Below are 15993 nucleotides of genomic sequence, written 5' to 3' on the forward strand. Positions count from 1 at the left end.
CAGGTACCCCCAAAACGAGCACGGAGCGCCTTGAAGCCTAATGCCACAGGGCTTCCACATTTAAGGAATGAAATTCCACTTTTTAGGGGCTCCTTACATGCAGATTCCACAATTTTGATGCTTAAAAGTTGTAAAAACAGACATGCCTAGCATTTCCGATTATAACAATAATCGGAAATGCTAGGCATGTCTTTGCGCTCTGCTCCAGCAAATTGGGCGGACACGCACTGTCTCTTGGGGAAACTCCATTTATTTGAGCGGCGTTCCGCCACCCCCTAAATGTAGCCCTGCTTCTTAGCACCGTAAGACCGATGTCTTCTAAGCGTTCGGCCTGAGTATCACTTAGCACCGCACAAGTCGACAGAGTTCCGCGAGAGCGAGTTGTTTTGTGTAGCCGGCGCCTACCAGGCTGTGTGGTACATTGCCGCGCGGTCGGTGGTGCGCGTTCTCCTGGTGTACGTACCAAAGTTGGCCGGACCACCACCAGCACAGGCTGGGTTCAGCACAGGTATTAACATCTTCAACACAGTCCATCTTATTTCCTCACCTTTGCGAGGCATAGGCTCTTAGTGTCCTTATCTCTGATGCTGTAGCAGGACGAAGCATTACCTCTAACCTCGGCCAAACATAACTTCTCAGTTTCTTTGTTCTTGATGCTGTAACACTTCGAAGTGTTACCACTGGTTACCGCCAGGCAATAGCTTTCCGAGTCTTTATCCTTGATTCGGTAGCAATCGTTTGATCCCGCTAAAACCAATCCAGGGCTCATGCACATCAATAAAGCCAGAAGCTTCATACTGCTTGTTCTCTTGTGAGCGGATGGAAAATCATACACCTATCACCCTTGAATTTACTGGCCTGCTAGTTTCGAGTGTTGTTCGCTGACGCTCTTGGCTTGCTGGAAAGCTCTCGCTCCATAACCACCAAAGCACACTCCTTAACGCCTTGCGGGCAGTTGAGGGATATGACCTCCACCGCCTTCAGGCTCCATCCATCACCGGAGTGTTTGGTCAAGGTGGCTGCAAGGTCGTGGAACCGCTCTGAGAAGACCTGGTATTCCAACCCACCATTGCCTTGAGCCCCGCCAACCAGCAACGGGACGATAGCGCTGGCCTGCACCAGTATTCGAATGCCTGCCTTCATCCTGAATCACCTCTAAGACAATGCAATTGGGGAGCCCACTATTGGCTAGTTTTCGGGGATGGAGTCGTTACACTCTTCTCAAAATCTAGTTCAAGTACGTCCCGGGTGATCTACGCGCTGGGTGCTGTGTGCTTAAGGTGCCCAAGGTATGCCACGAACACGTTTGTTCCTCCCTCTCTCCCGTCCTCAGGCAAATGCTTTGGAAGATCGCGACTGCGCCCCCGTAGTGCTGCTTTCGCAGTGGTCTATTCCGTCCTTGGCGGCAGTGATCGCGATCCAGTCACTACCGACGCTGGCTCAGACAATAGATCCCAGTGCTCGACTGGAGCGCGCATTAGCGGGCCTTATTGATGCCGGCTTTGACCTGGAATCCGCTGGCCAGGGAGCTTCTTTCTCCTCGCTGGTGATCAGCCGCTTCAACCCTCAGTTGTTCAGCGCCGGGCTAAATCAGCTGCGGCCACTGTCAATCCGTCTTCTCGAACCCGAAGATCTGGATGCAGAGGATTACCTCACTGAAGACCGAAAATGGGACTTCGAATTCACCCCACGCCATGCAGAGGCCTTGAACCCATTTACCGAGGGTTTTGTTGACGCAGCTGGAAACTCCTTCAACCTCGCCCCCAACAGGCCCGGGCATTCCGTGTCTTTAAGTCAGAACTGGATGAGGACTTTCACCTCCAGGCTCTCGCCGGAACGGGAAAGACGTTCATGATCGAACGTCTCATCGACTGCCTCACCTCTTACCGCCCTCTCGTCCTGGCCATGACCAAGGTGCAACTTGATGCCCTGCAGCAGAGGATCGGTACAGGGCGGGTAACGGGTATGACTTTTTCGGAGCTTGCAGTCCGCTCGCTTCAACTGGATGTCGGGCGGCATGGTTCCAGATCTTTCCGCTTATCGATGAGACGAGCGCGTGTAGAGATGAGCCAGATTGCCAACCACCTAGAATTCAAGCCCGTTGGTAACCTCACTCCCAGTCAAGTCGCCTCAGTGGCCAACAGGACTGTCTTCCGGTACTGCACAAGCCGTGACGCCGAGATTGGAGTTCATCATCTTCCATCATTGGGCGGGTCGTACTCGGTGCCCCAGAAAGAGCTTCTGGTCCAATGCGCAAATCGACTCTGGCAAGAGACCATTTTCCCGTCGTCTTCATCACTGGAGCTACCTGTCCGTGGCTACCACCGGATCAAAGAGGTTTCGCTCAGCAGTACAGCGGCCGTCGAGCCAGGCTTCACTCACGTGATCGTCGATGAGGCCCATGACCTCCCTGCCCCAATGGCTCAATTCCTGGATCGGTGCTCTATCCCGGTGATCACCTTGGGGGATTCCTGCCAGCGCCTGGACGGGGCCGCTGTGGAGCGTGCGCCACACGTTCGCCGGCGTGAAATATTCCACTCTCTCCGTTCTGGCCGAGAGATGGAAGCTGCGGTGAACACCCTGATCGAGCAGAACCCTGTGGTCGACGTGCACCCGCTCGAGGGGAACCGCGATCAGGACACAAGGGTCGTGTTCTATAGCCGTCCCTTCATTCCCGAGCAACCCACTACTATCTTGGTGTGGTCTGAATGGGGAATGTTTGAGTGGTTCCAGCGCTTGGCCAACGCGAAGGCACAGTTCAGCCTTCTGCCAGGGTGCGAGGGAGGTTTTAGGTGGTTTGTCCTCGACTGCATAGGGCTCTACCGCGAAGGAATCAGACCGACACACGGCGCCCTGTTCAAGTACACCTCCTGGGACGCGCTGCGAAGGGATGTCTCGAAGCGGGAGAGCGCCTTTGATCGTATCGACCGGATGCTTGAAAAGGGATATTCCACAATGGACTTCGAGCGCAGCCTCATGAAGTTGGAACAGTCTGGCAAGACGCCATACAAACTGGGAACGGTCGTTGCGGCCAAGAACTCGGAGGTCAATTCTGTGATGCTGACCCCTGAGCTACTGGATAGCACCGGTTCCGATCGTCTGGATGCTGCCCGGGCTTTTGCTGCGGTCTACACAGGAGGTACCCGCGCCCGCCATCAGCTTTTTGTACCTGGGCATTTACAGGAATGGGCTTCCGATACTGCGGCCAGGGCGAAGTGCACCTAGCCCAGGAGATGGCATCCCCTCCTCCGCTTGCTGGCGGCCTGTCCGCGGGCATAGCCGGCGGCAGCGAGTACCGCTTGTGGTTAGTTTGCTCAACCGGGGGAAGGCTTGGATCTTGGGGGCGTCGAGCCTTAATCGCCGCGGCAGCTTGAAAGATGCGCATATTGTGCGAGAATTGTGCATAGTAAGTGCATTCTTAAAGGAGGCCCCCTATGGCCAGCAAAGCCGTATTAGAGCTTCGCCCCACCAACTTCGCGGGCTTGATGGACGCTCTCAAAGAGGTGAACCGTGTGATGTTCTCTCCTGAGCGCTTCCTCAAGGTTTTTTCGATGGACCAGCAGACCTTGGCGCTCCGGGCCCATGTCCATCGCAACACCGTGCGCAACGCGCCTGAATCGGAAAAGGTCCAAGCCTACATTCGTGATTCAGTGAAGGTTCTGCGTGCAGTGACCGACATGGGCACGGACGTGACGAATGCCATCTTCTGGTTTAAGAACGAGCCTCTTTCCACGTTCAACTACAAGACCGCGGAGGAAGTGGTCAGCGAAGGAAAAACCGAGCAGCTGATCGCTTTCCTTCAATCCTGGGAAGCTGGTGCGCAAGGATGAAAATCATCGGAGTGCAGGACCTCCCCTGCTACCGAATGCACACTCCCAAGTGGTCCGTTGCGCCTACATCTGGAGCTGGAGCTGCAACCCAGGGTGGCCGGGTTAACCGAAAGGGGCTAGAGGCTCTATACCTCTCGCTTGAGTCGGCAACGGCCATTGCTGAGTTTCAGCAAGGAAGCGCATTCCTTCCACCAGGTCTGCTGGTCAGCTATTCCCTCAGTCTGGACCGAGTGATCGACTTCACCGGCGGCTATGACGATACCTGGGCCCCGATCTGGCAAGACTTTTTCTGCGACTGGAGAAAGATTCGCTTCAACGACGGCGTTGAACCGCCGAGCTGGATTGTCGGGGATCTGGCTATCGAGGCTGACTGTGCTGGGATTCTGTTCGAGTCCGTTGCGAACCCTGGAGGTCGGAACCTGGTGCTTTTCACCGATCAGTTGCCGGTGCATGGGAATATTGTGGTAAACGATCCTCGCGGGGATCTCCCTACCGACCAGTCATCTTGGACGCGCCCGTAGTGCAAGCCCGGTGCCAGGCTCACGCCTGGCTACCGGGGTAGCTCCTTACACGTACTGTTTGCTTCCTTTCCGCTCGAGCGGACGCCCTTTGAACACGTGCGGGCCGTCCATCGTCAGTTCGACCTTGTCTCCCTTGCGGATCAGCCAGGGCGTGGCTTCAGAACCGGTTTTGGAGGTCACTCCGCTGGGGCTTATCCGAATTTCATCGCCGTCGATTTCGATCGTCCCCAGGACGTAGGTGTAAATCAGACTGCTGAAGAACCCGCTTTTAAATTCGAAGGCACACTCTACTACCTGGTCCCCATACTCCATCCGCATTCTCGGCTTGAGGGAGGCAACCGACACGGCGCCATTGTCGACCGCGGAATAGACACTGCAGACCAGCGCAACTTTGCCACCCATGCGATGGGAGATGGCCGGGTTGATCTCGACGGTTTCGATCCCAGGAGCGGAGGCGCTGGCACTCACCACGTCACCGGTATGGAACACAAAGGGATCAGCATCGAAGGAGCCTCGCTTGTCAGGCGCCTGGATTATGGACATTCGACCGTCTGGGCGAAGGATGCCGATGCGAAGGTCTAGGTCGTCATTGTCCCGACCGTCGCCGTTGTCCACCCAGGTGGCGCTGACCTTGATCGCCTTCGGCGCGGCCGCACCTTTCTCCAGTGAGACTTTGTGTGAGGTTCCTGGCTTGTCCAAGGTGACAACTGACTTGGTGATGTTCACCGGCTTTGCAGGGGGCGCGGCCGGGGTTGGAGCAGCTGCCGGCGCTTCGTCGACCTCTACACCGTACATGCCACAGAGCCCGGCCAAGCCAGAGGCGAAACCCTGCCAGACTGATCGCGCCTTTGCCTGGCCATTTCGAATGTAGAGTTCGAGCACGATGATCCCCGTCTCCCGGTCGAAGGCCCCGGGGGCAAGATCCAGTACCTGTTCGCCGGCGATGACTCGAGCAGTGAGGTTGGGCACTTCGGCGAAGCCTCCACCGCTGCCGTCCTGGGTCAAGGTGATGGCGATCTTCGAAATTGTGGGTGGAAGACGGCTCAAGTCAAAGCTGATGCTGTGGCTGACCGTTCCGGCCTGGTTGATGGGAGGAGAGAAAGCGGCTGCGCCGGAGGCATGCTCTGGTGCATTGAAGAAGACCATTCCGCTGTCATCGATCACTTTGCCTGTGTCAGTGACGAGGAAGGCCGTCAGGTTCACGTCGAGATTTGCGCCGGCGGAATGCGCTACCAGGACCTGGCCTTTGGGCTGGTTGATCGTTGTGTTCTCGCCGGGTTTCAGGGATTGACTCAATTTGCGTCGCCTATTCCTTGGTTGATGTGCAGGCGATCTCGCCTGGATTGCATTACTTGAGATCAGCACTCACCCGCTCAGGGCCAAATCTCATTGGTGAAGTGTAACGGGCCCAGCCAAAGGTAGGAGTCCATAAGCCACTGACTGCCGTAGCGATTTGGCTTCCTTCGTGTGCGTCGGTACACATCGATACACCTCAGTACACCTCGCAACAGTACACATCGTGGTCAGAGTATCCGCTGCCGTAGCCGTTATAGTTCATGCCTGTGGCTACCATGTTTGCAGGACAAATCTTTGTCGCAAACGGTGCACCAGTGATCCATCGGCAGTTCCTCATGCCATTGATGCCGCCAGGCTTTGTCCAGCGGTAATTGTCACAAGAAAGAGTGGCACCAGTCGAATTCCGCGCCTGCTGGCCGAGGATTCCACACGCGGTATTTTCGCCAACGATGTTGGCGGTGACCGCCCCCTGTTTCAGCACCACATTCCCATCGAATTGCGAGGCCCCACCAAACCAGGTTTCACCATACACAGCGGCGGTGCCGTAGGTTACCTGGCTACCGATAGTCGCTGTTCCGTTGATAGTTGCATAGTTGGTTACAGCGGAGTTTGAATTGACCTGCCCTGAAATCGAAGCAGATTGGGCAGTTAAAGTATTCGTGCTCACATTCCCACTGATTGATGCCGATACCGCCGAGATATTATTAACCTCGCTTATATTATTTCCGCCAAGCAAGAGATTAGTCTGCATCCTATTCAGGTCAGCATTAGCTGTTACAATCCGCGATAGTTTGGAATCAAGTGCTGGCTCTGAGCCCGGCACTCCAATTGTGGTTCTTATTCGGTTCGCAGCTGTGTCTACGATGCTTGTCCCGGGGAGCATGTTAGAAAGCACACCGTCCCAGTCTTGGGCAACCTCCTGGTCAACGCTAAATGTAAAAGCGGTGCATGAGGTGGACACCGCCTTATTGAATTTGTTGACCGAAAGGTTACCCGGAATGAGAGGGGGAACGTTGTCTTGTAGTGCTTGGATAGCCTGCAAACACGTAGCGCCACCAGGCCAGGAGCCGTTTCGCGCTCGATATGTTCTGGCCGCATCGATCACAGTCTGAGTTTCAGAGGCTGCGAGTTTTACTCTATTGTCGTTTATCTCCTCCAAGTATCTTGGAACAGACATAACAGCCAACATAGACATTATTGCAATTACAACCGAGAGTTCAAGCAATGTGAATCCAGCTTCACGGGTACGCATCGAGGAATATCCCAAAACGTGTTTTTGATTTCGGTGGGCTAAGGCCGTGCAGAGCGCGCTAGCTCATATTCAGTTTCCGAAATTCGATGTAGGGATACACGCCAAATGATGGCTCTGAAATTCCATTAAAACTAACACGATACGTGATTTATAATTCAACGCAGACTGCGGAACAGCTAGCATTTATCCTAACGCTCAGCTTTTCCTGTGATCACAGTTTGATTACATTGCAATAAAATCAAGCCATGTTGGCTTGGTATCGAGCATTGAAAAAGAAGCTCTGGGGGGGTATGACCAATTCAGCCCATCCGAGGCTTCTGGCACAGTCCAACGGTTGTTACGGTGGATGCTCAAATCCTGAAGGAGGATCAGCCTGATGTCTGTCGCACTTTCTATTCCAACCCCCCGTAAGCAGCGAATCATCGAGATAGCCTCGGAGATCGTGGATACGAAGGTTGAGCGCGGAGAACTCGACCCCAATGATGAGGGTGCAATGGACGCCGCATGCAGGGAGGCCGTCCTAGATGCAAAGACGCTCTACGATGCTGCCGTTGAATACGTCAGCTGAGGCCTCCTCGGAGACAGAGCATGTCGTTCGAGCAGCCCCTTCGCCTGTCTATAAAGGAGACCTCTTTCCCATGAGAGAACCAATCATTACCCCTGAAGACAACGCCCAATACAGGCTGCTCATGGCCGACTGTGTTCAGCTGATGCGTACGTCCAGAGGCGAGCCGGTGCCCACGTGCCACTTCACGGCGATGGAGTTCCATGAGTGCGACTCTGACCCCAGCGGCCGCACTGATGGGTATCAGTGTCGGCATTGCGGCCACACTGAGTCGAGCGCCGAAGCCTGGGCGAAAGTCGAGGCGCGCAACCAAGGGCAGACTGCCTAGGGGCCAGGCCCTATTTAGGCCTTGCCCCTCCGTCCCGCTACCATCCCACTTCGCGGTTTCCACACCAGAATTGGGTCCTGGGGCTGAGGGGTTCCCTCAGGCCCCCCCTACTCTGGCTACCTTCCACAGTTGCACCACGTCCGCAGCTCTATGACGAAGCAGCATCGCTGCGTCAGCGCACGCGGACTCCAGATTCATTGGGCCAGAAGTGATTGAGAAGGCTGCAACGATTCCAATGTTGCGCAGACGCTGATACCCAGCTCCCAACGTGCCGGCGATCGCTACAGTCGGTACCCCTGCTGCAGCTGCGATAGCAGCTACCCCAGCAGGGGTTTTCCCATATAGCGTTTGCTCGTCCAGCTTACCTTCGCCGGTGATCACCAAGTCGGCTCCTTGAACTGCCAGGCTCAGCCCAGACAGATCTGCGATCAGCTGAACGCCGGGCCTGAATTCTGCCTGGAGAAATGCCTTTGCAGCGAAGCCTATACCTCCAGCAGCGCCAGCCCCGGGGAAATCACGAACGTCTTCCTGGAGCTGCTCTGCCACGATGTCGGCATACGCGGCCAATGATTCATCCAGAGCCAGGACCTGATCAGGTGATGCACCTTTCTGTGGGCCGAAAACGTGGGAGGCCCCTTTTGGCCCGGTGAGTGGGTTGTCGACATCACAGGCAACATCAATCCGGACTTTATGTAGCCTTTCATCCAAACTACTGAGGTCGATCCGCCGAAGGGCATTGAGCGCCAGTCCACCCTCCTCGAGCTCATCGCCGGCAGAGTCCAGAAACTTGGCTCCAAGCGCTCGCAACATTCCGGTACCGCCATCATTGGTCGCGCTCCCACCGAATCCCATGATGATTCGTTGCGCGCCGGCGTTTAGAGCCTGCAGAACCAGTTGACCAGTTCCGAAGGTGGATGCGCGCGTCACGTCGCGGGCGGCGGGCGCTACCAGGTGGATGCCACTGGCAGCCGCCATTTCGATCACCGCCGTGCGGGATTCGCTCAACCACCCCCAGGTTGCCTGGACCTCTGCCCCAAGTGGTCCACGGACGCGGCTGAACCGGCGTTCCCCCCTGGTGGCAGCCAGGACCGCGTCGACGGTACCCTCCCCTCCGTCTGCCATTGGCACGCATACGATTTCAGCGTCAGGAGCCGAATCTCGTACTCCCAGGGCAATGGCTTCCGCCACGAGCTCTGCTGACAGGCTTTCTTTGAACGAATCCGGTGCGATCACAACTTTCATGCAGTACCCCTCGGGCCAAGCTGTTGTTTGAGGGGATTGTTCCTGCTTCAGGTGCGCGGCGGGTAGGTGGGAATCACAGACTTTATGACGGTCTTTTGTGCAATTTTACAAGGCCCACGAATCCCTACTCCGCAGCCAGGATCATAGCCAGATAGAGTTCAGTGATGCCCTTGGGGGACGCGAGGTCGAAACCGGTGATATCGGCGATTCTCTCCAGTCTGTAACGAAGGCTGTTCCGATGGATATTCAGTGCCTCTGCACAGGCTTGGCCATCACTTCCGTGCTCCACCCAGCACTTCAATGTCTTACGTAGCTGGCCATTACCATCCTCTTGCTGCAGGGCGAGGTAAGGCTCAGCCAGTTGCTGAAATCCATTCTCGGAACGATACCGCCACACTGCGACCGGAATTCTGTGAGCGGCCAGATCAAGCCACTGGTTATCTGGGATCTTAGCTTGGGCGTAGGCCATCAAGTCAGATAGCTGCTCAACCTCAGAGCGCAGAGATCCGGTTTCGATGTTTGGGGTGCCGATCGCCACTCTGCTGAATGAAATGCCGGCGCGAGTTACCCGCTCACGAAAATCCGGTAGAACGGTGCGAGGTGGGCACCAGACCAGGCCTGATGCATGCAACGGAACGCACCAGGCGTCGGCTACCTGGTGCTGAATCCATCTGGTGACCTGCTCAATGTCGGATGGGTTGGCCAGCTCGAGGAGGATTGCCGTCCGACGAAGATCAGGTTTCAGACCCAATCGCTGGGCCTCAACGATGGCTCGGTGAGCAGACTGGCCGGAAAGGAGGATGGCAGACAGTACATCTTCAGTCCGCTTCTGGAGCCAAATCTGGTGCTGCTGGTCGTTCCGCTGGGCCACCAACATTTCAGCGGTCATTCGTACCATCTCAGCGAACGTGCGGACCTCCTCGGGATCGCCAGATACGCCGATGACGCCGATCAGCTGGCCATCCAGGCACAGTGGAAGGTTCACCCCTTCCTGAACGCCTCTGAGAGCGCCAGCAGCAGCGCTGTCGATTTCCACAGCCCTATTATTGGCGAGGACCAGTTGAGCCCCTTCGTGGCGGGTATAGAGGCGCTCAGCCTCCCCTGTCCCAATGATCAAGCCCTGGCTGTCCATCACATTCACGTTGCGCGGAAGGATGGCCATCGCTCGGTCGGCGATTTCCTGGGCGAGGGAGTGGTCAAGATCGAACATTGCCGGAGGCCTGTGTTTTATTTCAGGCCAGTGTACCGAGGCCGGCGGTTGCCACCAGCTTTTCGGAAAATCATTGCTCGGGGCCCAGAAACCCTGAGGAAGTCGCAATAGTTCCACCGCGGCTGATGGGAGCGCACATGAAATTCCGGTCCACTCTCTTGAACCGTCTGCCCCCTCGGCCGCTCCTCTGCCCTGTTTCCCAGGATGCTTAATAAAACCGCGTCGGCCGGAGATCACCAACAGTCATCCAATGCGTTGGGGCGTAGCCTTGGGATATCGCCATTTGCCGGGCCTCGCGCGGGGTCACAGCGTTATCGAGGTCGACATGCTCGATCCCTGCTTCCACCTTGATCCTGAGGTAGAAGGCTTTACCGGGATGCCTTTTCGCTAAGTCCTTGTCCATCATGATGACCTGTTCCGGGAAGTCATCCGGAGGTGTAGCGTCTATTGCGTGCATACGGTGGCCTGATTAGAGGTGGTTGGTCAGCGCGCCAGCACCCAATGCAAACGCGGAAAGCGCTAAAGCTGCCCAGAGGAGCTTCATGAGGGCCGGGGCCAAGCTGATTGTCAGAGTTCTTTGCATCTGGGTGGCAGATTCGGCCCGGGCCTCCAACGTATCCCCGGCGGAGGGCTGGGCAGGGTTCAGGGCTGTAACCCGATCTTCGATCTGGCCATGCATACTCTGGATATCTTCAATCTGCCTACGCAAGCCTTGAGTTTCTTCTGCCTGCTTCTCCAGTAACTCGCGAATTAACGCTGCGTGTTGTTCTTCCTGCGAACTCACCGTTCCTTCCAGTTGCTCAATCTTGGATTCGAGAGATGCGACCTCTTCAGCATGCGCGGTTTGAAGTTGGGAGGCATGCAGGTGGGCGCCTTCAACAATGCGCTGTGCGGCCTCGACGGCTTTTTCCGACTGGTTTTTCTCTCGTTGCCACCTCGCCGCCAACTCCACGAAACTGGGGAAGGAGAGGAAACTGACTTTCTGTTGGTTCCACCAAGGGCGGAGGTCTTGGGCACGCCGCACCCCAATCACCTTCTGTCCAGCAGCTGGTGAGACGTAGAACCCAACCCGAGTCAGGAATGTCTCGATCCGCGCGTCGTTAGCCCGGGCATCCTCTGGCTTGACCTTGGTCTGAGCCGCGATAGGAAGATGTACCGCCTGGACCTGGTAGTTGCCACGCATCTCCGACTGCTGGATTAGTCGGATGAGTTGCGCCATGAGGTACGAGCCAATGCCGAGCCCCGGCTGTCTGATCTCAATGCCATCGGTGGGGCCAAATACGATCTGGCAGTCTTTGTGGTCGATGACACACCACACGGTGTTCTGATCGAGGTGGTACTGGCAGTCCGGATCTGAATCATCCCCTACGAATCGAAACGAAACGCGGAAGAACTCTGCCCCTCTGTGCAATGATCCTTGCTGCTTGGAGGTTACAAGCTGGATCAATGCTAAGCGCTCTGTCCCATCGCTCAGGCGAACAAGACAGGCGCGGTCCTGTCCGGTTTGAGGGGAGGCATGAAGCTGCTTGCCTACCGAGATTAGAGTGGTCCTGCTCCGAGTTTCCGTCGTCATGGCATCGATCATTTGATGAATAACAGGGACACAGCATAACAGCACCTTGACATATCCCCGCTTCAGGCAAGCTGCAGGGAATGACAGGGCTGTGCTTTGCCAGTGGCAGTTCGGTGATGATGCCGGCGGGGCGATTGTGCCGTAAGCACGTCGAGAGAAGAGAGCGCAGCCCGGTACCCCGGGCTGCTTGCAGGAGGATCAGTTGGCTTCGAATTCGTAGGACCGGCCCACGAAAAGAGAGGCGTAGAGGGGCTTTCCTTCGCTGAACTTGTAGTGCTCTTCGAACTTACCTTCTTCGACTAGCTTGCGTGCGATCGCGCATTCGCTGTCGCTGTGTTCTCTCGCCTTGGCCCCGAAGTCACTTTGCCAAGTCGATAGGCCAGCTGCTTGGCAGAACGCATCGAACTGCGATTTGCCGGCGTTTGCCTGGTAGGAATCAAAGGCGTCCTTGATCGAAGAGAAGCCCCTAAAGGTCACCGAGTAGTCTTCGACCTTGGTTTGGAGCGCAAACTTGCTGACTGCGTCCAACAGGACGGACTGACCGGTGAAAGAGCTGTAGGCCCCAATGATGAAGCTGCTCAGGGTATTCCTGAGCAAAGTCTGCACCTCATCGAGCTCAGGAAGGGAAGCAAACTCCGCCTCGCGAACGATCTGCCCTACCTCGCTGCCGTCATTGCGGTGGGTCACCACGAACCTCATGGAGCCCGCCCCATCGTCGCTACGCTGGATGTAGAAGTCGAGGTCGACCTTGGTGCCAAAGTCTCCGGTTGCACCAACGATGAAGGCACCTGTGACCGGGCTACGCACTGCCATGTTGGTGCCCCAGGAATAAGGCAACTTGACTTCGCTGCTGGCAGTCTCTGCAGGTGCCCATTCGTTGTCGGCAGCCAGGTCGCTCACCAGAACGACTTCGGCCCCTCTGCGGGAGATGAAGGGGTTTGCCATTTCCATTCCCAGCAATTGGACGTGAATCTCACCGTCCTTGCTGTCGCCGGAGTGGTTGATCTTCAGCGCATCCGCCTTTAAGTAGACGCCCGCGGCGTTGCGGCCGGTAGTGGACAGCATCTGGTACTTGGTCCACCCCATCAGGCCTTCTTCGCTCGACCGGCCAATCGCCGTTTCAAAAAGGCCGCGCAAGCCCTGAAGGAACTGCTCAGCACCGTTGGTTTGAACCGCTGCGAGGCGGATTTCTGGATTTTTAACGGTCAAGTCGCCGGAGAAGACGGAGTATGAAATCTCGCCTTCGGAAAGGACGTCCTGCAGGTAGAAGCGCTCTTTGAAGCTGTCGTAGTAGCTAAGTGCCGACTTTTTCCCTGAACTGGAGAGCATGGCAGTAACACCACCGATAGCCACCACTGCAGCTGCGATGGAAGCCATGAGAAGGTGCTTCTTCTTGATCGATTTCGTCATGGTGATCCCTTATTGGAGCTGGGCAGAAGCGTTTTTCCAGGTGTTTACGTACTGCTGTGACACGTCTGGAGTCCAGTTGAAGTCGATCCCTGAGTCAGGACCAAATTCACGTGCCAGGACTGCGCCGAACGAGACCTTGTCGGCGCAATGGTCCTGCTTACAGGCTTCAGGTGCGGCTGGCAGGTTGCCACGGAACGTGGGAAGAGCCCGTCCGTCAACCAGCGGCATGAAAGGAGTGAGGTTTGCCACTGGCACCACATACCACTCCTTCTCGAAGGTCTGGTTCGATAGCAGCCGCCCTTTGGCTGGGAAGTCGATGTCATAGCTGCCGTCTGTCTTTCCAGCGATGTGGATCATCATCAAGCCCACATTCTTGGAGGAATTCGGGTCCTGCAGCGCCAGCGGTGATCCGAAGCGGACCTGGATGCCTGCCATTTGAGCAAGCGCCTCGACCTCTCTGCCTTCGTAGTCCTTCATGCCCGCCTTCAGCTGCTCATAGCGCTCAAGCACCCGAGAGTGGAGTTCTGCCATCTGCTGCTGCACTCGCCGCTCTTCGCGCAAGCGTTGCTGTTCGCGCTGAAGGGCCCAGTTGGAGCCTTCCTGTACGTCAAAGTAGAACTGGCCGCGGCTCTCCCCGATGCGGTTGCGTATGATTTTCTGCGTGTCATCTCCCCAACCTGTTTCCGGGTAAAGAGCGGCGAGACTTTTCGCCACATAGAAGTTCTGTACAGAGACGGTTGAAGAGGAGGTGGTCCTGATCAGCTTAAATACCTCTTCGCCCGCCCTCTTGTAGTCGACCGGGTCAAGCGCGAACGACTCATCGGGTGTGATCGCAACGTAATAGGGATCGCTATTGAACGGTCCCAGTACCCGGTAGTTGCCTCGCTGGAAGGCCAGATAGACCTTCATTTGCCGGCTAGGAATCTCGCCCAGGATGAATAGCGCTTGATCGGCATCCGGGCTCAGATAGGAGAGCTCTTTGCCCTTAACGACACTCTCCAGGTCCTTGTTGAACATCAAACCGCTGGCGTGGACAAACACTCGGTTCCAGTTGTCTCCACGATAGGTGTTCGGAACCTTCCATGACAGCTTCTCGAATGAGCCCTCAGCAAATCCTGTGGAGGGACATGGCATCGCAGGCGTCGAACCGAAAGCAAGACTGCCATCGCCATCGTTGAGGACAGATTTGCTCATCACCCAATTACAACCCCCTGCGTCGGTGATTTGGGTGAGTTTGCTATGTTCAAGCACCCGTGCCCTGCCAAAGTCAGACGCCGGCGTGACTGTAATAGCCTCAGGTGCGGAGGAGCCTTGAGGGTCGGAATGAATCTGCTCGATTTGGGCTGAGGGGGCCGCGGCGATAGTGGTTTGGGGAGGCAGCTGCTGGACGGTTTGATCCTGCTGCGCAGGCGGCTGATCATGCGTCTGCTCTGTGATTGTCACGGGAGCCACAACGTTTGTTGGTGAAGCCGTCTGGTCGACCAATGCAGATGCTTCGACAGACGAGGTGCTGGGGAGAACCGCTGGCGAAGATATCTGCTTGGCGGAAGCCAGCGTGACAATGCCTAAATTGGCCGCTGTACCAGATCCGCTGGCGTATAGGTTGCCGCTTGCATCGACAGCCCTCCAGGTCACCCTCGCGGCAGGGCAATCATTGGCGAGTACAGTTGGTAGTTTGCCGACCAGGCCAGTCAGGAGCGCTTGGTTGTCCCAAACTGGCCGTCGAATGGTCAGCTCAATTTCGGGTTTGCACCAGTTTGAGGCTTCGCCTGGGACATCTACCTTGATGTGATCTTTTTTCGAGACGGCCAGCTCGTGAGCGAATGCTTGCGGCACTAGGCCACAAGCTCCAACCACTGCCAGCGCGAGCGCGCGCTTCTTCATGGTCATCCTCAGATCAGTTCCCAGGTACCGTTGGCCTGTTTGCAGAAGGTGTTTTGCTGCTGTTCCGCCTGCCCACTGGCCGATTTGAGACTCACAGTCACCGGCCGGCAGGCAGTTTCGGCCACGACTTGCTCGGTGGGCAGGGACGGGATGGAATCGAGATCGAACGCCTGGGTTTCTTTGCTGGCAGAGACATTCATTTCATCGAGGTTCACGGCAGGTGCAGCAGTCTTGGCAACCGCCTGTGCCTTCGACTCGACGTAGTCCTTGTGAACATAGCCTACCGTCACACCCTTGCGGCCCACCAAGATCCAGTCACCGGTGGAGCCTACGGCGGTAAATTCAGTGTTGGTTGGCAGTCCACCGACTTTGTCTGCCTTCAGGTTCGGAGCTGCTCGGACATTCAGGCTGGACTTGGTCACATAAGCTTCGTTGATCAGCTTCATCGAAGGGACTCCCTGGATTTTGGGCGCGCGTTTGACCTCAACTGTCTTGGTCTTGCTGTACTCCTGCCCCTGTGTGATTTGGGCAGTTGCACCGGAGTGATCTGAGGTCCAGGTGACCGGCTGGGTAGCAACGGTCGGCTGACTCAGGACCTCTTGAGTTCGCAGGGCCAGCGCCTGTTGGTCCTTCTCGTCGAGCATGTGTCCGATTCGGTTGCCAAGGTACCCGCCAATGCCTATCGCGATGATCGTTGCGGCAATTTTGCCGTTCCCTTTGCCCATGGTCGCCCCGATTGCTGCACCAGCGAGGCCGCCGAGGACGGTACCGGCCTGTTCTTTACTGATGCCCATTTCTGCACAGCCGGAGGTTGCTGAAATCGCTACTGCTAGGATCGACGCGACGAACTTCTTACGCACGGTGTTTCTCTCCCTTTCGTTA

Annotated in this window: 15 protein-coding genes; 5 read left to right on the forward strand and 10 right to left on the reverse strand. The window is 56.4% G+C overall.

From position 1 onward, the window contains the following. Positions 1-861: 861 nt before the first annotated feature. A complete protein-coding gene (locus RN02_RS32400) occupies positions 862-1143 on the reverse strand; it encodes a hypothetical protein (protein ID WP_010792481.1) in 282 nt (93 codons plus the stop codon). Positions 1144-1291: 148 nt separating this feature from the next. Between RN02_RS32400 and RN02_RS34300 the strand changes: the two genes are divergently transcribed. The 4 genes from RN02_RS34300 (at position 1292) to RN02_RS17095 (ending at position 4351) form a co-directional block, all read left to right on the forward strand. Then, on the forward strand, positions 1292-1855 hold the full coding sequence (locus tag RN02_RS34300) for a hypothetical protein (protein WP_236695198.1): 564 nt from the start codon (positions 1292-1294) through the stop codon (positions 1853-1855). After that, a complete protein-coding gene (locus tag RN02_RS17085) occupies positions 1852-3225 on the forward strand; it encodes a helicase (protein WP_236695199.1) in 1374 nt (457 codons plus the stop codon). Before RN02_RS34300 ends, RN02_RS17085 begins: the two co-directional genes overlap by 4 nt. A gap of 209 nt (positions 3226-3434) precedes the next feature. Continuing rightward, a complete protein-coding gene (locus tag RN02_RS17090; RefSeq protein WP_010792483.1) occupies positions 3435-3830 on the forward strand; it encodes a hypothetical protein in 396 nt (131 codons plus the stop codon). Beyond that, positions 3827-4351 (forward strand): RES family NAD+ phosphorylase, encoded by a 525-nt coding sequence (locus tag RN02_RS17095; protein ID WP_021018402.1) that lies wholly within the window; start codon positions 3827-3829, stop codon positions 4349-4351. The genes RN02_RS17090 and RN02_RS17095 overlap by 4 nt, the downstream gene beginning before the upstream one ends. Positions 4352-4396: 45 nt before the next feature. Here RN02_RS17095 and RN02_RS17100 read toward each other — a convergent pair whose 3' ends face one another. Both RN02_RS17100 and RN02_RS32405 read right to left on the reverse strand, forming a co-directional pair. Continuing rightward, positions 4397-5647 (reverse strand): TerD family protein, encoded by a 1251-nt coding sequence (locus RN02_RS17100; protein ID WP_010792484.1) that lies wholly within the window; start codon positions 5645-5647, stop codon positions 4397-4399. A 196-nt stretch (positions 5648-5843) separates the two neighbouring features. Then, positions 5844-6899, reverse strand: coding sequence for a prepilin-type N-terminal cleavage/methylation domain-containing protein (locus tag RN02_RS32405; protein ID WP_082033825.1), 1056 nt, complete (start codon positions 6897-6899; stop codon positions 5844-5846). Between the two features lie 376 nt (positions 6900-7275). Between RN02_RS32405 and RN02_RS17105 the strand changes: the two genes are divergently transcribed. Then, positions 7276-7467 (forward strand): hypothetical protein, encoded by a 192-nt coding sequence (locus RN02_RS17105; RefSeq protein WP_010792486.1) that lies wholly within the window; start codon positions 7276-7278, stop codon positions 7465-7467. 421 nt (positions 7468-7888) lie between these two features. On the opposite strand, the gene RN02_RS17115 is transcribed toward RN02_RS17105, so the two are convergent. From RN02_RS17115 to RN02_RS17145, 7 genes are all read right to left on the reverse strand, one after another. Next, complete coding sequence (locus RN02_RS17115) at positions 7889-9034, reverse strand: glycerate kinase (protein WP_021018404.1); 1146 nt, start codon at positions 9032-9034, stop codon at positions 7889-7891. A 124-nt stretch (positions 9035-9158) separates the two neighbouring features. Then, positions 9159-10244 carry a sugar diacid recognition domain-containing protein gene (locus RN02_RS17120; RefSeq protein ID WP_010792489.1) on the reverse strand — a complete coding sequence of 362 codons (1086 nt, stop codon included), beginning with the start codon at positions 10242-10244 and terminating at the stop codon, positions 9159-9161. 208 nt (positions 10245-10452) lie between these two features. Beyond that, the gene (locus RN02_RS17125) at positions 10453-10650 is read right to left on the reverse strand and encodes a hypothetical protein (RefSeq protein WP_010792490.1); all 198 of its coding nucleotides are present in this window, start codon (positions 10648-10650) and stop codon (positions 10453-10455) included. A 63-nt stretch (positions 10651-10713) separates the two neighbouring features. After that, the gene (locus RN02_RS17130) at positions 10714-11691 is read right to left on the reverse strand and encodes a hypothetical protein (protein WP_172405643.1); all 978 of its coding nucleotides are present in this window, start codon (positions 11689-11691) and stop codon (positions 10714-10716) included. A gap of 324 nt (positions 11692-12015) precedes the next feature. Further along, entirely contained in the window at positions 12016-13227 is a 1212-nt protein-coding gene (locus RN02_RS17135; RefSeq protein ID WP_010792492.1) for a hypothetical protein, read from the reverse strand. Between the two features lie 9 nt (positions 13228-13236). Next, a complete protein-coding gene (locus RN02_RS17140) occupies positions 13237-15111 on the reverse strand; it encodes a hypothetical protein (RefSeq protein ID WP_042931624.1) in 1875 nt (624 codons plus the stop codon). A gap of 8 nt (positions 15112-15119) precedes the next feature. Then, positions 15120-15971, reverse strand: a complete 852-nt coding sequence (locus RN02_RS17145) for an SH3 domain-containing protein (RefSeq protein ID WP_010792494.1) — start codon at positions 15969-15971, stop codon at positions 15120-15122. Between the last annotated feature and the right edge of the window lie 22 nt (positions 15972-15993).

Source organism: Pseudomonas sp. PI1 (assembly GCF_000812405.1).
GTDB lineage: Bacteria > Pseudomonadota > Gammaproteobacteria > Pseudomonadales > Pseudomonadaceae > Pseudomonas > Pseudomonas citronellolis.